The organism is Nonomuraea terrae, assembly GCF_004348995.1.
Lineage (GTDB): Bacteria > Actinomycetota > Actinomycetes > Streptosporangiales > Streptosporangiaceae > Nonomuraea > Nonomuraea terrae.
Map to the genome: position 1 here is coordinate 46,683 of NZ_SMKQ01000003.1, position 18,207 is coordinate 64,889.

Genomic DNA, 18,207 nt, shown 5'->3' on the forward strand with positions numbered 1-18,207 from the left:
ATGTACGAAGGGGTCGTCCAGAATCTGATCGACGAGCTGGGGCTGCTTCCCGGCGTCGGTCCCAAGAGCGCGCAGCGGATCGCGTTCCACCTGCTGGCGGCCGACCCGGCCGACGTGAAACGGCTGGCGCACGCTCTGCTGGAGGTCAAGGAGAAGGTCCGCTTCTGCCGGGTCTGCGGCAACGTGGCCGCCGAGGAGGAGTGCCGCATCTGCCGCGACGCCCGCCGCGACACGCATGTGATCTGCGTGGTCGAGGAGTCGAAGGACGTCGTGGCGATCGAGAAGACGCGCGAGTTCCGCGGCACCTACCACGTGCTCGGCGGCGCGATCAGCCCGATCGACGGTGTCGGCCCCGACGACCTGCGCATTCGCGAACTCATGACGCGGCTGGCCGACGGCCGTGTCACCGAGCTCATCCTGGCCACCGACCCCAATCTGGAGGGCGAGGCCACGGCTACCTACCTTGCCCGTCTGGTCAAACCGATGGGCATCAAAGTGACACGACTGGCCAGCGGTCTGCCTGTCGGCGGTGACCTCGAATACGCTGACGAGGTGACCTTGGGCCGGGCGTTCGAAGGACGGAGGCTGCTGGATGTCTGACGACTGGAGCGCGCTGGCGGAAGAGATCGCCGGGCACGCGCAGGACTACGTGGACGGCATGACCCGGGTGGCGGGCGGCGAGGGCGGAGACGCCGTCTGGTCGCTGCTGCTGGTGGAGGTCGCCCAGGTGTGCCTGGCAGGCGCCAAGCTGGGCGCCCACCGCGACGTGATCCTCGCCGGCAACTACGAGCCGCCCATGAGCGAAGACCCCGACATCGACGGCGTGCGCACGGCGCTGGCCGAGCGGCTGGAGGCGGTCGACGACTACGCGGAGGTGTTCGACCCGTACAAGGACACCGGGGTGACCCCGTACCGGCTGTCGGACGACCTGACGGCGGTCGCCGCCGACCTCATCCACGGCCTGCGTCACTTTCACGCCGGCCGCCCGCACGAGGCGCTGTGGTGGTGGCAGTACTCCTACTTCAACACCTGGGGCAACCACGCGGGCGCCGCGATGCGCGCGCTGCAGGCCCTGGCGGCGCATTCCCGCCTCGACGTGGCCGAGGAAGTCACCACGGCCTGAGCATCCACATAGTGGTACGAGCCATCTGACCCATGAGAAGCCCCCAGTAGACTGGCACCTCACAGTCCAAACCGGGAGACTCTCGTGGCGCTCGTTGTGCAAAAGTACGGTGGTTCGTCCGTCGCCGACGCGTCCTGCATCAAGCGGGTCGCGCAGCGGATCGTCGCGACGAAAAAAGCCGGCAACGACGTGGTCGTGATCGTCTCCGCCATGGGTGACACGACGGACGAGCTGCTCGACCTGGCCGAGCAGGTGTCTCCGCTGCCGCCGGCCCGTGAGCTCGACATGCTGCTGACCTCGGGTGAGCGCATCTCGATGGCGCTGCTGGCGATGGCGATCGCCAACCTGGGTCACGAGGCCCGTTCGTTCACCGGCTCGCAGGCCGGCGTGATCACCGACTCGACCCACGGCAAGGCGCGCATCATCGACGTGACGCCCAGCCGCATCCAGGAGGCGATCGACCAGGGCCACATCGCGATCGTGGCCGGGTTCCAGGGCGTCTCGCAGGACACCAAGGACATCACCACGCTGGGCCGCGGGGGCTCCGACACCACGGCGGTGGCGCTGGCGGCGGCCCTGGAGGCCGACGTCTGCGAGATCTACACCGACGTCGACGGCATCTTCACCGCCGACCCCCGCATCGTGCCCGCGGCCCGCCAGATTCCCCGCATCTCCTACGACGAGATGATGGAGATGGCGGCCTGCGGTGCGAAGATCCTGCATCTGCGCTGCGTCGAGTACGCCCGCCGGTTCGACCTGCCGATTCACGTACGCAGCTCGTTCAGCACCAAGGAAGGCACGTGGGTCGTGTCCGACCCTTACACCGAAGGAACCGAGATGGAGCAGCCGATCATCTCCGGCGTCGCGCACGACCGGAGCGAGGCCAAGATCACTGTTGTCGGGGTGCCCGACAAGGTCGGCGAGGCTGCGACGATCTTCAAAACGCTGGCCGAAGCCGAGATCAACATCGACATGATCGTGCAGAACGTCTCGGCCGCCGCCACGGGCCGCACGGACATCTCGTTCACGCTGCCCACGGCCGACGCCCAGACGGCGCTCGCGTCGCTGAAGAAGATCCAGGCCCGGATCGGTTACGAGTCGTTGCTCTTCGACGACCAGATCGGGAAGGTGTCGCTGATCGGTGCGGGCATGCGGTCGCACCCCGGCGTCACCGCGACGTTCTTCGCGGCCCTCGCCGACGCGGGGGTCAACATCGAGATGATCTCCACCTCGGAGATCCGCATCTCTGTGATCGTCGGGCAGGACGGCGTCGACGCGGCCGTGGCGGCCGCGCACCGCGCCTTCGATCTCGACGCCGACCAGGTCGAAGCCGTGGTGTACGGAGGTAGTGGACGATGAGCATCGTGTCGAGGACGCGTCCAGGAAGAAACGTCAATCTCGCCCTGATCGGGGCGACAGGAGCCGTAGGCTCCGTCATGCGCGACATCGTGTCGACGCGGGAGGACATCTGGGGCGAGATCCGTCTCGTCGCCTCGCCCCGCTCGGCCGGCAAGGTCCTGAGGGTACGCGGCGAGGACGTCGTGGTGCAGGCCCTCGCGCCCGAGGTGTTCGACGGCATCGACATCGCCATCTTCGACGTGCCCGACGAGGTCTCGGCCGTCTGGGTGCCGATCGCGGCCGAGCGCGGCGCGATCGCCATCGACAAGTCGGGCACGTTCCGGATGCAGCCGGACGTGCCGCTGGTGGTGCCCGAGGTCAACCCGCTCGACGCGCGCGACCGCCCGCGGGGCATCATCTCGACGCCCAACTGCACGACGCTGTCGATGATGGCGGCCATCGGCGCGCTGCACGCCGAGTACACCCTCACCGAGCTGGTCGTCGCCTCCTACCAGGCGGTCTCCGGCGCGGGCGTGGCGGGCTCGGCCCGGCTGTACGACGAGGTTGAGGCGCTGGCCGGCGACCGTACGATCGGGCAGGCGGCCGGTGACGTGCGCAAGGCGCTGGCCAACAAGCTGCCCGCCGAGTCGCCGTTCCCGGCGCCGATCGCGTTCAACGTGGTGCCGTGGGCCGGCTCGCTCAAGGACGACGGCTGGAACTCCGAGGAGCTCAAGCTCCGCAACGAGTCCCGCAAGATCCTCGGCATCCCCGACCTGAAGGTCTCCGCGACCTGTGTCCGGGTGCCGGTGATCACGACGCACTCGCTGGCCGTGCACGCGCGCTTCGAGCGCGAGATCACGGTCGCCGACGCGCACCGCGTCCTGGAGGCGGCGCCGACGGTGGTGCTCATGGACGACCCGGCCAACGGCGTCTACCCGACGCCGCTCGACGTGGTGGGCACCGACCCGACCTACGTCGGCCGCATCCGCCAGGCGATCGACTTCCCCAACACGCTCGACCTGTTCGTCTGCGGCGACAACCTGCGCAAGGGCGCGGCGCTCAACGCGGCGGAGATCGCCGAGCTGGTCGCCGCCGAGCTCTGAGGCCAGGCGCGAAGAGGTGACGCCCGTGCACGACGCACGGGCGTCACACCGTTCATCTGCTGTGGGGGCCGCCTCAGCGGAAGAGGATGTCCCAGTGGTCGCCCTCGTCGGCGTAGATCGTCGACCCGGAGCGATAGAGCGTCGCCCCGTCGCCGCGCGCCCCGGTCTTACGGGCGTGCTTGGCGATGTGCCGGTCGATGCACGAGTTATGGGAAATGTCGATCTTGAAGCCGTTCCCGTGGCTGAAGGTGCCCGGCGCGTGGCCCCGCTCGGTGCCGCCCGTCACGGTGATCGGGCAGCCGCTCTGCTGCTTGAGCTCCAGGAGCTTGGCCACCGTCCCGGCACGCACCGAGTCGAGCGAGGTGCAGTTGTGCCGGTGCTTGCTGACGCAGTTGCCCGTCGACTTCATCCGCATGCCCGCTCGGCGTAGCAGGTTCGTGGCGGTGGAGTGGGTGATCTGCACGGCGGCGCTGCGGGGCAGGACGCGCGCCAGATCGACGTGAGAGCGCTTGTGAGCCGTGTGGCGCCGAACCTTGGGGACATGGGGCGTCCCGCCACGTACGGGGCTCTTGCGGGCTTTGGCGGCCGCCGGCCGTTCCTTGGGGCGAACTTTGTCCTCCCGCTCGGGCACGGCGCGCTCGGGTACGGCACGCTCGTGCGTGTGCGGCTCGAAGGACCACCCGGGTCCGTCGGGCCAGCCGAGGTCGCGCCACCTCGGCCAGTCGGGCTCGTCGTGCCACCGCGTCCAGCCGTGGTCACGCCGCATGTCGGGAGGGATCCAGTTGTCCGACCCTTGCGGGCCGGGCTCGTCGTATTCGTACGCCTCCGGTGGCGCCGCGTCCGGGGACGGCCGCCAGTTCTCCGGCCCGTCTTCCCAGAAGCCGGGTCCGGACTCGTTCATGCTGCCCTCGGCCCGCGACCCATCAGGATGGGTGGCGGCGGAGGCGGCCGAGGCCAGCGAGATTATGGTGATCTCTATGCCGAGGAGTGCGACCATGGAGAGCCGCACAGTTCCACGTATCCACATGTCGATGCCTTTTCGCGGAAATAGCCCTTCCGCCTGAAACGACAATCCCACCATTCACAGGAGATAACTCATGCTGCGGGCGCAACTTTGCCTTCAGTCGGCGATCACCGTGCGGCTCCATGACCTTCGCCGTTTCACGACGTAAAGTGACGAACGTGTCCGAAGCCCGAAACCGTGGATCGGAGAGCACCCGAGAGGTCATCGTCGAGACGGCGTTGCGGCTTTTCCGGGAGCGCGGCTTCGAAGCGACCACCATGCGCGCCATCGCCGCCGAGGCCGGGGTCTCCGTGGGCAACGCCTACTACTACTTCGCCGGCAAGGAGGCGTTGATCCAGGCGTACTACGACCGGGCGGTGGTCGAGCACGAGGCCGCCTGCCGGGAGTTCCTGGCCACGGAGGAGTCGTTCGCGGCCAGGCTGAGCGGGGTGCTGCGCGAGTGGGTGCGCGTCTCGGAGCCCTACCACGAGTTCGCCGTGAAGTTCTTCAAGCACGCCGCCGAGCCGACGAACCCGCTGAGCCCGTTCAGCAAGCAGTCGTCGCCGGCGCGGGAGGCGTCCGTCGCGATCTACCGCGAGGTCGTGGAGGGCTCGCGCGACCGCATGAACGCCGAGCTGCGCGAGGAGCTGCCCGAGCTGCTGTGGCTGCTGTCCATGGGCATGGTGCTGTTCTGGGTGCACGACACCTCGCCGGGGTGCGCGCGGACGTACCGGCTGATCGAGGTCACGGTGCCGCTGGTGGACCGGCTGGTCGGGCTGTCTCACCTGCCGGGCCTGCGGGGGATCACGAAGGACTTCATCGCCGCGGTCCACGAGCTGCGGGCCTAGGGGAACATACCGAGCGGTTGGTACGGTGGTCGCGTTCAGCCCGTGAGGACGTGGAGGCCGTTGCATGACGCAGAACTGGGGCATGACCATCCCCTTCTACGACCGCTCGCTGGCGAGCTCGCAGGAGCTGATCGCCGAGTTGCCGGGTCTCGGCTACACCGACGCGTGGTCGGCGGAGGTCAACGGCGTCGACGGCTTCACCCCGCTGGCCCTGGCCGCCCAGTGGGCGCCGGGCGTACGGCTGGGCAGCGCCATCGTGCCCGTCTCGACGCGCGGCCCCGGGCTGCTGGCGATGTCCGCGGCCACGCTGGCCGACCTCGCGCCGGGGCGGTTCACGCTGGGCATCGGCGCGTCCTCGCCGGCGATCGTGGAGAAGTGGAACGCGGGCACGTTCGACAAGCCGTACGCGCGCACGCGTGACACGCTGCGCTTCCTGAAGAAGGCGCTGGCGGGGGAGAAGGTCACGGAGACGTACGAGACGTTCTCCGTCCAGGGGTTCAGGCTGGAGCGGGCGCCGAAGACGCCGCCGAAGATCGTGCTGGCCGCGCTGCGCCCCCGGATGTTGCGCCTGGCCGCCGCCGAGGCCGACGGCGCGATCACGAACTGGCTCTCGCCCGAGGACGTCCGCAAGGTCCGCGCCGAGATCGGCCAGGACACCGAGCTGATCGCCCGCCTGTTCGTCTGCGTGAACGACAACGCCGACCAGGTGCGCGAGATGGGCCGGCGGAGGCTGGCCGGCTACCTGACCGTCCCGGTGTACGCCGCCTTCCACGACTGGCTGGGCCGCGGCGAGGAGCTGCGCCCGATGCACGAGGCGTGGGCGGCCGGCGACCGGCGGGCCGCGCTCAAGGCGATCTCCGACGAGGTGGTCGACGCCCTCATCGTGCACGGCGACGCCGCCACCTGCCGCGCCAGGATCCAGGAGTACGTCGACAACGGGCTCGACACCCCCGTCCTCGCCCCGCTGCCCGGCGGCGAGATCTCCATCGACCAGGCGGTTCGCGAGCTGGCTCCGGAAAGGTAGGCCATGGACGAGTTGCTGAGGCTGGACGCGGCCGGGCAGGCCCAGGCGGTCAGGGACGGCCAAGTCTCGGCCCGGGAGCCGGCCGAGGCCGCCATCGCGCGCATCGAGGCCCTCGACGGAGAGCTGAACGCGGTCGTCCACCGGCGTTTCGAGCGGGCGCTCGCCGAGATCGACGCGATCCCGGCGGAGGCGCCGTTCCGCGGGGTGCCGATCCTGCTCAAGGACCTCGGCTGGCGGCAGGCCGGGGAGCCGTACCACGCGGGGTCGCGGGTGACCGACGGGCGGGCGGACGCGCCGGACGGCTACGGCGTCGTGCGGTTACGCGAGGCCGGGTTCGTCGTCCTCGGGCGGACGAACACGCCCGAGTTCGGCAGCACCATCACCACGGAGCCGGCCGCCTTCGGGGCCACGCGGAACCCGTACGATCCGGCGTACTCGGCGGGCGGGTCCAGCGGCGGCTCCGCGGCGGCGGTCGCCGCCGGGATGGTCGCCCTCGCCACGGCCAGCGACGGCGGCGGCTCGATCCGCATCCCTGCGTCGCTGTGCGGCCTGGTGGGGCTCAAACCGACGCGCGCCAGGGTGAGCCTCGGGCCGGCGCAGGGCGAGGGCTGGAACGGCTTCTCGTGCCCGGGATTCGTCACCCGCACCGTGCGCGACAGCGCGGCGGCGCTCGACGTCGTGTCCGGCACGTGTCCGGGCGACCCGTACGGGGCTCCAGAGCTGCCCGGGCCGCTCGCCGGCGAGGTGGGGCGCGACCCGGGGCGGCTGCGGATCGGGTTCCTCACCGCGCACCCCCGCGACGACATGCCCGAGACCCCCGTGCTGACGGAGGCCGTCACGCGGGCCGCCGCGCTGCTGGAGTCGCTGGGCCACGACGTCGAGCCGGGCGGCCCCGAGGCTCTCGGCGACCCCGGCTTCTCGGTCACCTTCGGCGCGATCGTGGCGAACAACGTCGCCGCGCAGGTCGCCATGCTGGGCCGGCTGCGTGGCAAGCCCGTCGAACCGGACGAGATCGAGCCGCGCAACGCCGCCATGGTCGCCTCGGCGCGCGGGCAGAGCGCGGCCGACCACATCCTGGCCACGCAGTGGATCGACGGCTTCCGGCGCCGCATGGCCGCCTGGTGGAGCGCGGGGCACGACCTGCTGCTGGTGCCCTCGCTGGGGGTGGCGCCGTTCCCGCTGGGGTGGATCCCGTCCGACGACCTCAGCCTCGCCTTCGGGCGTACGGGGCACGCGGTGGCGTACACGTCGCCGTTCAACGCCACCGGGCAGCCTGCCGTGTCGCTGCCGCTGCACAGGGACGCGGCGGGGCTGCCGGTGGGGGTGCAGCTGGTGGCCGCCTACGGCAGGGAGGACCTGCTGGTGCGGGTGGCCGCCCAGCTCGAACAGGCCGCGCCCTTCGAGCATCCCGCCGTCGGCTGAGGCAAGGAACTCGTGACCCCCGGGACGCGTTATATCGTGAAAAACCGGGGGTAGGAGGTCTCGCATGATGGCGAAGGCAGCACGGGCGGCGGCGGCCTGGCGTACGTACCGCGAGGTGACCAGGTCGGGATCGCCCAAACTGATGACGAGGGTCCGGGCCATCCCCCGGATGATCGGCTCGGCCATGCGCGGCCAGTACGCCGGCCTGGGCAAGGGCAGGCTCTCCCTGATCGGGCTCGGCGTGGTCTACCTGGTCTCACCGATCGACGTCGTGCCCGACTTCCTGGCGCTGATCGGCGTGGCCGACGACTTCGGCGTCTTCCTGTGGCTGATGGCCTCGCTGCTCGGCGAGAGCGGCCGCTACGTCGAGCACGAGCGCCGCGTCATCACGGGCCGCCTGGCGGAGCAGGAAGGCTAGAGCTCCTCCCGCAGCAGCCAGGCGCGCGAGGGCAGCGGGTGGCCGAAGAGGCGGGCGGCGTTGCCGTAGGCGACCCTGGCGATGTCGGCGGGCGGGAGCGCGCCGAGGTTGCGCGCCACCGCCTGCTGCGTGTCGGGCCAGGTCGAGTCGGAGTGGGGGTAGCCGCTCTCCTGCAGCACGTGGTCGAGCCCGACCGCGAGCCGCACGCCCGACAGGGCCTGGTCGTCGAGGGTGCCGAAGAAGAAGTTGCGGCGCAGCACCTCGCTGGGCTTCAGGCCGCCCTCCCACTGGGCCTCCCCGGCGACGGGGTGGTCGAGGGCGTAGTCGGCGCGTTCGGCCAGCATGGGCAGCCAGCCCACGCCGCCCTCGACGATGAGGATGCGCAGTGCGGGGAAACGCAGCGGCAGGCCCGACCAGAGCCAGTCGGCGCAGGCGAACATGGCGCTCGTGGGCATCAGCGTGGTGATCGCCTCGATGGGCGTGTCGGGCGACGGCACGGGTGACCAGGACGAGTCGCCGGTGTGCAGGCAGACGACGGTGCCGGTCTCCTCGCACGCGGCGAAGAACGGGTCCCAGTGGCCGGAGTGGATCGAGGGCAGCCGCAGGCGCGTGGGGAACTCGGGGAACACCACGGCCTTGAAACCCCGGGCGGCGTTGGCGCGGATCTCCTTGGCGGCCACGTCGGGATCGGGCAGCCAGGGCAGCTGCAGGCCGATGATGCGCTCGGGGTAGGTGCCGGCCCAGACGTCGATGTGCCAGTCGTTCCACGCCCTGACCAGGGCCAGGCCCAGCTCCTGGTCGCGGGTCCTGGCGAACGGCATGCCGGCCTGGCCGGCCAGCATGCCGGGGAAGCAGAGCGCCGCCCAGATGCCGGCGACGTCCATGTCGTGGATGCGGGCCTCGATGTCGTGGCAGCCGGGGCGCATCTGCTCGAACCGGACGGGGTCGAGCGTCCACTGCTCCCGGGGGAGCCCGGCGCCCACGTCGATGCCGGCGCACGGGTACGTGGCGCCGCCGTAGCGCCAGACCTGGTGACCGGCCTCCGTCTCCACGACCTTGGGCGCGACCTCGGCGTATTTCTCCGGCAGGCGGCCCTCGAACAGGTCGGGCGGCTCGATCAGGTGATCGTCGGCGGAGATGATCACATAGTCGCGCCGCCTGGGGTCAGGATCGGGGAGCAGCGGCGTAGTCACGCACGTTACCGTACGACGGCGGCACGACGTCGAACAAGCTGCGGCGTATCCGTTCGGTGCCTGTGCCCTCCCGGAGGCCCCGACCCGGGACCGCCGGGGAGGGGGACGACGGGCGATCCCGGGAGCGCCGGGCCCGCTGCACGCGGGGCGCCCTCCTACCCTTTCGCGGCCGGTTCAGTCAGCAGATGCGCGCGCAGTTCGGCGATCGCGTCGGCGGAGAGCCCGAGCACCTGGGTGACGTACCGCTCGACGGAGCCGTGCCGGGAGGTGAGGTCGGCGAGGAAGAAGCGCATGGTGTCGGCGGGGGCCAGGCCGAAGCCGGGCCACAGCTCCGCGTCGCCGTGCCGGTGGCGCCAGTCGGCGGTGAAGCGCTCGGTGGCCAGGCCGGTGAGCGCGTAGTCCGCCACGATGTCGTCCTGGCTCACGCCGGTCAGCGACAGCACGAGCGCGGTGAGGATGCCCGTACGGTCTTTGCCGGCGGCGCAGTGGACGACCACGGGAGCGTTGTCGGCCCGCGCGATGGTCTCCAGGGCCGTCCTGAGGTTGCCGACGCCGTCCTCGGCGACCTCCAGGTAGCGGTCGGCGAGGAAGCGGGCGACGCCGAGCTCCTCGGTGTAGGTGGCGACGTCCCAGCGGCGCCCCTCGATCGGCAGGTTGTGGTAGAGCTGGCCCTCCGTCTCGGGCACCCGCCCGTGCTTGTCGACCTCGAACGGGTGACGCAGGTCGATGACGTTGCGGACGCGCAGCGCCCGGAAGGCCGTCAGGTCGTCGTCGGCGAGCGAGCCGAGGGAGTCGGCCCGGTAGAGCCGCTGCCACCGGACGGTGCGGCCGTCCATGGCGGCATATCCACCTACGTCGCGAAAATTGCACAGACTGACGAATTCAATGTGGCGGATCACCCCCCACACCCTAATTGGCGGCGGTCTCCGGCTTCCGGGCCTCGGCGGTCTCGGCCTTGCGCTCGGCCACCTCGCGCCGGATCAGCATGATCCACCCGCCGATGGCGATGCCGATGAACAACCACCACTGGATGCCGTAGGCGAGGTTGAGCCCGCCGCCCGCGCCGACGTCGGGCACGGGCACGGGCGCGGGCGCCGCGGCGGGCTCCGGCCGCTGCTCGGTCAGCTCGACGTAACCGCCCACGAGGGTGTACGGCAGCCCCTTGCCGATGGCGTCGGCGTCGATCAGCAGCACCTGGCCGGGCGGCAGCCCCGAGCGCTCCCTGATGCCGCTGGACTCCTCGGTCTCGCTGGGCCGCAGCCGGCCCGTCACCGTCACCTGGCCGGCGGATGGCGGGGGCACCTCGGGCGGGGCGTCGGCGGTGGGGCCGGCGGGCACCCACCCGCGGTTGACGATCACGGCCGTGCCGTCGCCGGTGACCAGCGGGGTGAGGACGTAGAAGCCGTTGCGTCCCTCCTGGGGACGGCGGCGTACGACGAGGGCGTGGGCCGGGTCGTACGTGCCGGCGACCGTGACCTTCCTGAACCGGTCGTCCTGCCGGACCGGCTGCCCAGGGGCCGCCAGGCGCTCCAGCGGCACGGGCGGCGCCTCGATGTTGGCGGTCACCCGCTCGCTGTTGGCCGAACGTTCCTCGAAGCGCCCGAACTGCCACTGCCCGAGCAGCACGAAGGCGGGGATGACCAGCAGCACCACGACGTGCAGGGCGAGCCATCGGGGCGTCAGCAGGAACCGGTACACGCCTTCCAGAGTAGGCACCGGCAGGGGTGCCCTCGTACGCGACCGCCCTGCTCAGGCGCTTTCGAGACGCTCTCCTGCCCCGGGCAGGGCGGTCACCTCGCGCGGCCCGCCCACCTCGTGGCCGTCGGCGCAGCGGAAGGTCAGCTCGATCGGGGCGCCGCAGTCGCGGTGGGTGAGCAGCACGGGCGGCCCGTCGTCGCCTGCGAGGTACTTGTCGCCCCAGTGCATGAGGGAGACCAGCAGGGGATAGAGGTCGCGGCCCTTGTCGGTGAGCCGGTATTCGTCGCGCTGGCGCTGGCCCGGCTCGCGGTAGGGCTCCTTGCGCAGCAGGCCCTCGTCGACCAGGCGCGCCAGCCGCGCGCTGAGCACCTGGCGCGGGGCGCCGGTGTTGGCCTGCATGTCGGCGAACCTGCGTACGCCCTTGAACGCCTCGCGCAGCACGAGGAAGGTCCACTTCTCCCCGACGATGCCCAGGGTGCGCTCGATCGAGCAGTCGGCCATCCGGAAGGGAACGTTCATCCCCCCATGATACCTGAGTTCATTTGACAGACTCAGATCGCGCGTCCAGGCTGAGTTCATGGAACGAACTCAGATGCGTCCGGCCGGTCCCGACGACGAGGAACGGATCAAGCGCTTCCTCGCCGGGCTGTCGCCGCGCACGCAGACCTTCCGGTTCTTCACCGGCGGCACCGTCCCGGGACTGGCGGGGAGGCTGCTCGCCGTGGACGAGCGCCGTGACGCGATCGTCGCCACCACCGACGCCGGCGAGATCGTCGGCCACGCCATGAGCTACCGGGGCGGCTGCGCCGACGTGGAGATCGCGGTCGTGGTGACCGACGCCTGGCAGGGACGCGGCATCGGCCGCCGGCTGATCGACGCCCTGCTGCGGCGGGCGTCCGTCTGGGGTGCGACGACCGTGGGCATGGACGTCATGGGCGAGAACCGGCGCGTGCTCCGGCTCATCCGCAGGCGCTGGCCGGACGCGAGAATGACGGTGAGTTCCGGTTCGGTGGAAGTCATCGCTATGATCGACGCGGCCCATGCATTTGCGGAACAACGTTCTGGTGGCACACCATTGACAGTGTGAAGAGTGTCAAGAACGGACGCGACGGCCGGACCCGCATCATCGAGGGCGCCCTCCGCCGATTCAGCCAGGACGGCGTCTCCGCCACCACCCTGGCCAGCCTGCGTGAAGAAAGCGGCGTCAGCGTCGGCAGTTTCTACCACCACTTCGCCAGCAAAGAGCACGTCTTCGGGGTCCTGTACGCCGAGATTCTCACCGCCTACCAGGAAGCCTTCCTGGCCGAGCTGGTGAGCCACGACGACGCCCGCGCCGGCATCGAGGCCGTGGTGGCCTTCCACATGCGCTGGGCGGGCGAGCATCCCGAGCGCGCCAGGCTGCTGATCAGCGAGCGGCCCCCGCGCAAGCACGAGCCGGGCGGCGCCGAGGTGGCCGAGGCGCGGCGCGGTTTCTTCAAGAAGGTCTCCGACTGGTGGCGGCCGCACATGAAGAACGGCCTGCTCCAGCCCGTCCACGCCACCATGTGCTACGTGCTCTGGCTCGGCCCGGCGCAGGAGATGTGCCGGCTGTGGTTCGCCGGCGCCCACACGCCCACCGACGAGGAGATCAAGGGCCTCGGCGAGGCGGCCTGGCAGAGCCTGCGTCAGCCCCCCGCCTGATCTCGCCCCGGCGCCTTCACATGTGTTGCCGGACCCTGCTGGGAACGTGCCAAATCGCGTGGTCGAGCGAGATGTCGAGCCGCAGGTCGCCCCGGTGCCTGCGCAGACCGGGTACGCGCAGCCGGTCGTGCACGTCGAACCTGCCGCGGTGGGGGTAGCCGAAGCCCAGCTCGCCGGGCAGCACGCGCAGGTCGTCGCGGTTGCCGCAGTGGGGGCACGTCCAGGACACCAGATCCAGGCCGCGGTTGTAGTCGGAGCAGGCGCTGAAGTATTCGTCGGGGCCGAACCTGGACTCGCAGGCCAAGCACGGGATCAGCATCATCCGCTCCTCGTGTGACGTGGTGACCTCACTAGAGATATCCTGCGCGACTTGTTCCCCGCTTGCAGAAACTCTTCGGTACGCGGGTAACAGTCTGAGCACTGCCGGTATTGGATCATGCGTACGGTTCGGCGGTGAAAGGATGGACTCGTGGAACGACTGCGTGATCATCTCCTCCAATCCGGTTACACGATCGACGGCGTACGCGCGCGGCTCGGCGTCGTGGCCGCCTCGGCGCTGGCCCGTGAGGAGCTGGTGCCGGCGTTGCGCGCCACCGCCGGCGGCGACCCGCTGGCCACGCTGATCCGGCTGTGGTGGCTGGGCGTTCCGGTGCCGGCCAAGGGCGTGGCGCCGGAGGTGCTGGAGTCGGGGCTGGTCACGGCCGACGGCGACCAGGTCAGCGCGACCGTGCATCTGCAGCCGTGGGAGACCGGCGGCTACGTCGTCTCCGACCGGAAAGTACGCCCCGGCGACCCCGCGCTGCGCCCCGACCATGTCGTGGGAGCCGGCGGCGCCTCGGCCAACCTGGCCCAGCTCGTCACCCGCCGCCCCGTGGGCCGCGCGCTCGACCTCGGCACGGGCTGCGGCGTGCAGGTGCTCCACCTGGCCGGCCGCGCCGAGCAGATCGTCGCCACCGACGTCAACCCGCGAGCCCTGGAGCTGGCCCGGCTGAGCTGGGCGCTGTCCGGCGTCACAGGCGTCGACGCGCGCGCCGGCTCGATGTACGAACCCGTCGAGGGTGAGCTGTTCGACCTGGTCGTGAGCAATCCGCCGTTCGTCGTCGCGCCTCCCGGCGAGCGGACGCTGACCTACCGCGAGACGGGCGCCGACGGCGACGCCTTCTGCCGCGACCTCATCCGGCGCACTCCCGGCCACCTCGCCCCCGGCGGCCAGGCCCACTTCCTGGCCAACTGGCTGCACGTCGAGGGCGAGGACTGGCACGACCGGGTGGGCGGCTGGCTGAGCGAGACCGGCTGCGACGCCTGGGTCGTCCAGCGCGACGTGCAGGACCCGGCCGAATACGTCGAGCTGTGGCTCAGGGACGCCGCCGAGCAGGGCACCCGCGCCTACGCCGAACACTACGACCGCTGGCTGGCCTGGTTCGACGAGCAGCGGGTCGAGGGCGTCGGGTTCGGCTGGATCACCATGCGCAACTCCGAGACCCTCGATCCGGTCGTCCGTGTCGAGCACCTCGACCACCAGGTCGTGCTCCCGGTCGGCGACTACGTCGACTCCGTCCTCGACGCCGTCGCGACCGCGCACCGGACGGTCGGGCTGGAGTCGGCGCTGCTGCGCACCGCCGACGGGCTGCTCGACGAGCGCATCGGGCTGCCGGGCGCGGAGGACCCGATCCGCATAGTGCTCCGCCAGACGCAGGGGCTGCGCCGCAGCCGCGAGGTCGGCACGGTGGAGGCCGCGCTGGCGGGCGTGTGCGACGGCCAGCTGGCGCTCGGCCCCTTGCTCAACGTGATCGCCGAGTTGGTGGGCGACGGTGACATCGCCGACGCCGACGCGGTCAGGCCGCTCATCGCCGAGGGATTCTTCCTGCTTTGATCCGGCGTTGATTCGACGTTGACTCAGCGGGTGGAGGGTGTGGGGACGGCACAGCCCTGGGGGGTTCGAGGGCCGTGTCAGGTCCGGCCGGTCGTCTGTGTGAGGCGGCTGGCCGCCGCACGGAGCTTCCGGATGTCCGGGCCCCCTGGCGACGCGCGGCGGCAAGGATGGCCGGCCGGGCTGACGACCGTCGACCAGGAACTCGAGGGAAACGCGAGGGACATGGTGACTCCCCAAGGACAGCCTTGATCAACCATGTGTGGATGACACGTCTGGACGACGAGCTCTATTCAGGCCTCGACGACGGGCTCACCGGCGGGCTCGCCGACGGGCTCACCGACGGTGCTGTCGCTGATGGTGTCGTCGGCGGTGGCGATGCCGTCGAGCAGGACCTTGAGGTCGCCGGCCTCGGGAGCGCCGAGCCGGGAGAAGATCTCGAAGGCCTGCCGTAGGCAGTCGAGGCTCCTCGTCCCGCTGCCGAGCCCGCGCAGCGCCTTGCCGAGCACGGTGAGCGACAGCGCCTCGCCGTACGGGTGGCCGATCTCGCGCGAGACCACGAGGGCCTGCTCGGCATGGCGTACGGCGTCGGGGTAGCGCTCGGCGGCGATGAACGTCTCGGCCAGCCGCGAGCACACCCGCTGCTCCCAGACGCGCTGCTTGCTGGCCCGGAAGAACGCCAGGCACTCGGCGTGGTGGTGGACGGCCTCGGTGAGCCGGCCGACGCGCGACAGGACGATGCCGAGGTGGTAGCGGGCCCGGGCGGTGCCCGCGCCGCTGCCGATCTCGGTGAAGATGGCCAGGCCCTTCTCCGCCGCGGCGATGGCGTCCTCGGGGCGGCCGAGGCCAAGGTGCTCGCGGGCGGAGTAGCTGAGCACCAGCGCCTCGCCCGCGGGCACGTCGTTGTCGCGGTAGTAGCCCATGGCCGCGTCGAACAGGGCCAGGGCCTCGGTGTGGCGGCGCTGCCGGCCGACGACGACGGCCAGGGCGTTCAGCACCTCGCCGGTGACGATCTTCTCGCCGCGGGCCAGCGACAGCTCGTACGCGGTCCTGAAGTGCTCCTCGGCCTCCTTGAGCCGGTTGCCGGCGAACAGCACGCGGCCCAGCACGTAACCGGCGCGCAGCTCGGCGGCCTGGTCGCCGATCCGCCGGGCGGCGGCCAGTACGGCGCGGGTACCCTGGTCGAACTCGCGCGTGTGGGTGCCGGACTCCAGCAGCGGCTCCATGGCCAGCAGCAGGTCGGCGGCGGGCAGCAACTGCTCGGCGGCCCGCGCCGCGGCGGCGGCCTGGTTGATGGCGGCGAACAGCGAGTCGCCCTCGGCCAGCAGCCAGGCGACGGCCTCGTCGGCGGTGCCGAAGGCCCGGCCGCTGCCGACCACCACCAGGTTGCCGGGGATCATGCTGCCCTCGTACGCCAGGCGGTGCGCCGACTGGGCAGAGGCCAGGTAGAAGCCGAGCAGGCGGCGCAGTGCCATCGTCTTGGCCTGGGGGCGTTCGGTGCGGTCGAGCACCCGCCGGGCGAACAGCTTGAGCAGGTCGTGGAAGCGGTAGCGGCCCGGCCCGGGGGCCTCCAGGAGGCTCGCGTCCACGAGCGACTCCAGCACCTCCTCGGCCTCGAACGCGCTCAGCGACAGCACGGCCGCCGCCGCGCCCGCGGAGATGTCGGGCCCGTTGGGCAGCGACAGCAGCCGGAACGCGCGGGCCTGCGCGGGGTCCAGCTGGCCGTAGCCGAGGGCGAACGTGGCCTCGACGGCCATGGTGCCGACCTTCAGCTCGTCGAGGCGGCGCTGCTCGTCGGCCAGCCGCGGCACCAGCGAGGCGACCGTCCACGAGGGCCGCGCGGCCAGCCTGGCGGCCACGATGCGGACCGCCAGCGGCAGGAACCCGCAGGCGGCGACCACGTCCATGGCCGCGCCGTGCTCGGCCGAGACGCGCTCGGCCCCGGCCACCGCGGCGAACAGCGACAGGGCCTCGTCCGGCTCCATGACGTCGAGGTCGACCAGCCTCGCCGACGGCAGGTCGGCCAGCTTGACGCGGCTGGTCACGACGGCCGCGCACCCGGTGGAGCCGGGCAGCAGCGGGCTGACCTGCTCGGCGTCGCGGGCGTTGTCCAGCAGCACGAGGATGCGCCGGTCGGCCAGGATCGAGCGGTAGAGAGCCGAGCGCTCGGCGAGCCCCTCGGGGATGACATCGGGCGGGATGCCGAGCGCGCGCAGGAAGCCGCCGAGCGCCGACTCGGGGGCGGTGGCCTCGTCGCTGTAGCCGCGCAGGTCGGCGTAGAGCTGGCCGTCGGGGAAGACCTCGTCGAGCAGGTGGGCGACGTGTACGGCGAGCGCGGTCTTGCCGACGCCGCCGATGCCGGAGATCGCCACCAGCGGCACGCCCTCGCCCGACAGCAGCGTGCGCAGGCGTACCGCGACCTCCTTGCGGCCGGTGAAGTCGCTGACGGCGGCGGGCAACTGGGCGGGGCGGGGCAGCTCGCGCGCGGGCGGCGGCTGCTCCTCCTCGTCGGGCGCCTGCTCGGCGGGCTGCTCGGCGACGGCGAGGGTGGGGTCGGCGGTCAGGATGCGCTGGTGCAGGGCGCTCAGCTCCGGGCCTGGCTCGATGCCGAGCTCCTCGATCAGGGCCTCGCGCGTCTCGGTGAACACGTTGAGCGCGTCGCCCTGCCGGCCGCAGCGGTAGTAGGCCAGCATGAGCTGGGCGCGCAGGCGTTCGCGCAGCGGGTGGTCGGCGGTCAGCGCGATCAGCTCGGAGACGACCTTGGCGTGGTTGCCCAGCTCCAGGTCGACGTCCATGAGCGTCTCGATGACGCTGATGCGCCGCTCGACCAGCCGGTCGCGCTGGTGCTCGGCGTACGGCCCGACCGCGCCGGCCAGGGGCTCGCCCTCGAAGAGCGCGAGCGCGGTTCGCAGGCACCGGGCGGCCTCGCCCAGCCGGCCGGACTTTCTGGCGGATTCGGCCTCGGCGACGCTGTGTTCGAAGCGGGTCAGGTCGAGTGCGTCGTCGGGCAGGCGCAGCGCGTAGCCGCGGCCGATGGAGGTGAGCAGCTCGGGACGCGAGCGCGCGGGCCGGTCAGGTTCGAGGACCGTGCGCAGCCTGGAGACGTACGTGCGCAGCGCGCCGAGGGCCCGCGGCGGGGCCTCCTCGCCCCAGACCGCGTCGATCATCTCGTTGGGGGTGACCGCGTGGCCTTGGCGCAGGAGCAGCATGCCGAGGATGGAGCGCTGCAGCGGGGTGCCGAGGTCGAGCTCCCGGCCGTCTCGCCACGCGCGGACAGGACCGAGCACGGCGAACTTCAGCCCGCCCTCACCGCTCTGACCAGCCATGCCGTATGTCTCCAAGCCCAATGGAACGATTTGTTACCAAATGATAGATCTATCACTACATGTCACCTAGATCGCCGGATGATCGTTCATCAAAGCGTTGATCCGCCGTTGATCCGGTGTTGAGCCCGCCCTCGGATGCTGGTGTCGCAAGGAGTGACACG

At 71.3% G+C, this 18,207-nt stretch carries 18 protein-coding genes; 11 read left to right on the forward strand and 7 right to left on the reverse strand.

Features of this window, described 5'->3' with window-relative positions; translation table 11 throughout:
* The 4 genes from recR to E1286_RS01995 all read left to right on the forward strand — a co-directional run bounded on the left by recR (position 1) and on the right by E1286_RS01995 (position 3,564).
* Positions 1–600 (forward strand): recombination mediator RecR, encoded by a 600-nt coding sequence (recR, locus tag E1286_RS01980; protein ID WP_106242960.1) that lies wholly within the window; start codon positions 1–3, stop codon positions 598–600.
* Positions 593–1,123 (forward strand): DUF5063 domain-containing protein, encoded by a 531-nt coding sequence (locus tag E1286_RS01985; protein ID WP_132608539.1) that lies wholly within the window; start codon positions 593–595, stop codon positions 1,121–1,123. Before recR ends, E1286_RS01985 begins: the two co-directional genes overlap by 8 nt.
* Positions 1,124–1,207: 84 nt before the next feature.
* Positions 1,208–2,482 (forward strand): aspartate kinase, encoded by a 1,275-nt coding sequence (locus E1286_RS01990; RefSeq protein WP_132608540.1) that lies wholly within the window; start codon positions 1,208–1,210, stop codon positions 2,480–2,482.
* On the forward strand, positions 2,479–3,564 hold the full coding sequence (locus E1286_RS01995) for an aspartate-semialdehyde dehydrogenase (RefSeq protein WP_132608541.1): 1,086 nt from the start codon (positions 2,479–2,481) through the stop codon (positions 3,562–3,564). The genes E1286_RS01990 and E1286_RS01995 overlap by 4 nt, the downstream gene beginning before the upstream one ends.
* Positions 3,565–3,637: 73 nt before the next feature.
* Here E1286_RS01995 and E1286_RS02000 read toward each other — a convergent pair whose 3' ends face one another.
* Positions 3,638–4,561 (reverse strand): hypothetical protein, encoded by a 924-nt coding sequence (locus E1286_RS02000; protein WP_132608542.1) that lies wholly within the window; start codon positions 4,559–4,561, stop codon positions 3,638–3,640.
* 185 nt (positions 4,562–4,746) lie between these two features.
* Here E1286_RS02000 and E1286_RS02005 point away from each other — a divergent pair, with 185 nt between their 5' ends.
* From E1286_RS02005 to E1286_RS02020, 4 genes are all read left to right on the forward strand, one after another.
* On the forward strand, positions 4,747–5,415 hold the full coding sequence (locus tag E1286_RS02005) for a TetR/AcrR family transcriptional regulator (protein WP_246074326.1): 669 nt from the start codon (positions 4,747–4,749) through the stop codon (positions 5,413–5,415).
* A 64-nt stretch (positions 5,416–5,479) separates the two neighbouring features.
* On the forward strand, positions 5,480–6,439 hold the full coding sequence (locus E1286_RS02010; protein ID WP_132608543.1) for an LLM class F420-dependent oxidoreductase: 960 nt from the start codon (positions 5,480–5,482) through the stop codon (positions 6,437–6,439).
* Between the two features lie 3 nt (positions 6,440–6,442).
* Positions 6,443–7,861, forward strand: a complete 1,419-nt coding sequence (locus E1286_RS02015; protein ID WP_132608544.1) for an amidase — start codon at positions 6,443–6,445, stop codon at positions 7,859–7,861.
* Positions 7,862–7,925: 64 nt separating this feature from the next.
* On the forward strand, positions 7,926–8,279 hold the full coding sequence (locus E1286_RS02020; RefSeq protein WP_246074329.1) for a YkvA family protein: 354 nt from the start codon (positions 7,926–7,928) through the stop codon (positions 8,277–8,279).
* Here the strand turns inward: E1286_RS02020 and E1286_RS02025 are convergent.
* From E1286_RS02025 to E1286_RS02040, 4 genes are all read right to left on the reverse strand, one after another.
* Entirely contained in the window at positions 8,276–9,472 is a 1,197-nt protein-coding gene (locus tag E1286_RS02025) for an amidohydrolase family protein (protein ID WP_132608545.1), read from the reverse strand. The two genes, E1286_RS02020 and E1286_RS02025, sit on opposite strands and share 4 nt — an antisense overlap.
* 155 nt (positions 9,473–9,627) lie before the next feature.
* On the reverse strand, positions 9,628–10,380 hold the full coding sequence (locus E1286_RS02030) for a tyrosine-protein phosphatase (RefSeq protein ID WP_342776149.1): 753 nt from the start codon (positions 10,378–10,380) through the stop codon (positions 9,628–9,630).
* A gap of 1 nt (position 10,381) precedes the next feature.
* Positions 10,382–11,170, reverse strand: coding sequence for an SURF1 family cytochrome oxidase biogenesis protein (locus E1286_RS02035; protein ID WP_132608547.1), 789 nt, complete (start codon positions 11,168–11,170; stop codon positions 10,382–10,384).
* Positions 11,171–11,221: 51 nt separating this feature from the next.
* Entirely contained in the window at positions 11,222–11,689 is a 468-nt protein-coding gene (locus E1286_RS02040) for a winged helix-turn-helix transcriptional regulator (protein WP_132608548.1), read from the reverse strand.
* Between the two features lie 58 nt (positions 11,690–11,747).
* Between E1286_RS02040 and E1286_RS02045 the strand changes: the two genes are divergently transcribed.
* The gene (locus tag E1286_RS02045; RefSeq protein WP_132608549.1) at positions 11,748–12,257 is read left to right on the forward strand and encodes a GNAT family N-acetyltransferase; all 510 of its coding nucleotides are present in this window, start codon (positions 11,748–11,750) and stop codon (positions 12,255–12,257) included.
* On the forward strand, positions 12,254–12,850 hold the full coding sequence (locus E1286_RS02050; RefSeq protein ID WP_111176852.1) for a TetR/AcrR family transcriptional regulator: 597 nt from the start codon (positions 12,254–12,256) through the stop codon (positions 12,848–12,850). Before E1286_RS02045 ends, E1286_RS02050 begins: the two co-directional genes overlap by 4 nt.
* 16 nt (positions 12,851–12,866) lie before the next feature.
* Here E1286_RS02050 and E1286_RS02055 read toward each other — a convergent pair whose 3' ends face one another.
* A complete protein-coding gene (locus tag E1286_RS02055) occupies positions 12,867–13,169 on the reverse strand; it encodes a hypothetical protein (RefSeq protein ID WP_132608550.1) in 303 nt (100 codons plus the stop codon).
* 150 nt (positions 13,170–13,319) lie between these two features.
* On the opposite strand from E1286_RS02055, the gene E1286_RS02060 reads away from it, so the two are divergent.
* Positions 13,320–14,723, forward strand: coding sequence for a DUF7059 domain-containing protein (locus E1286_RS02060; RefSeq protein ID WP_132608551.1), 1,404 nt, complete (start codon positions 13,320–13,322; stop codon positions 14,721–14,723).
* A gap of 290 nt (positions 14,724–15,013) precedes the next feature.
* Here E1286_RS02060 and E1286_RS02065 read toward each other — a convergent pair whose 3' ends face one another.
* The gene (locus E1286_RS02065; protein ID WP_132608552.1) at positions 15,014–18,046 is read right to left on the reverse strand and encodes an AfsR/SARP family transcriptional regulator; all 3,033 of its coding nucleotides are present in this window, start codon (positions 18,044–18,046) and stop codon (positions 15,014–15,016) included.
* Positions 18,047–18,207: the final 161 nt, after the last annotated feature.

Excerpts from the sequence above, each read along its gene's own strand:
- recR (WP_106242960.1), top strand. The coding sequence starts at position 1 with ATGTACGAAGGGGTCGTCCAGAATCTGATCGACGAGCTGGGGCTGCTT.
- E1286_RS01985 (WP_132608539.1), top strand. The coding sequence starts at position 593 with ATGTCTGACGACTGGAGCGCGCTGGCGGAAGAGATCGCCGGGCACGCG.
- E1286_RS01995 (WP_132608541.1), top strand. The coding sequence starts at position 2,479 with ATGAGCATCGTGTCGAGGACGCGTCCAGGAAGAAACGTCAATCTCGCC.
- E1286_RS02000 (WP_132608542.1), bottom strand. The coding sequence starts at position 4,561 with ATGGTCGCACTCCTCGGCATAGAGATCACCATAATCTCGCTGGCCTCG.
- E1286_RS02010 (WP_132608543.1), top strand. The coding sequence starts at position 5,480 with ATGACGCAGAACTGGGGCATGACCATCCCCTTCTACGACCGCTCGCTG.
- E1286_RS02015 (WP_132608544.1), top strand. The coding sequence starts at position 6,443 with ATGGACGAGTTGCTGAGGCTGGACGCGGCCGGGCAGGCCCAGGCGGTC.
- E1286_RS02020 (WP_246074329.1), top strand. The coding sequence starts at position 7,926 with ATGATGGCGAAGGCAGCACGGGCGGCGGCGGCCTGGCGTACGTACCGC.
- E1286_RS02040 (WP_132608548.1), bottom strand. The coding sequence starts at position 11,689 with ATGAACGTTCCCTTCCGGATGGCCGACTGCTCGATCGAGCGCACCCTG.
- E1286_RS02045 (WP_132608549.1), top strand. The coding sequence starts at position 11,748 with ATGGAACGAACTCAGATGCGTCCGGCCGGTCCCGACGACGAGGAACGG.
- E1286_RS02055 (WP_132608550.1), bottom strand. The coding sequence starts at position 13,169 with ATGCTGATCCCGTGCTTGGCCTGCGAGTCCAGGTTCGGCCCCGACGAA.
- E1286_RS02065 (WP_132608552.1), bottom strand. The coding sequence starts at position 18,046 with ATGGCTGGTCAGAGCGGTGAGGGCGGGCTGAAGTTCGCCGTGCTCGGT.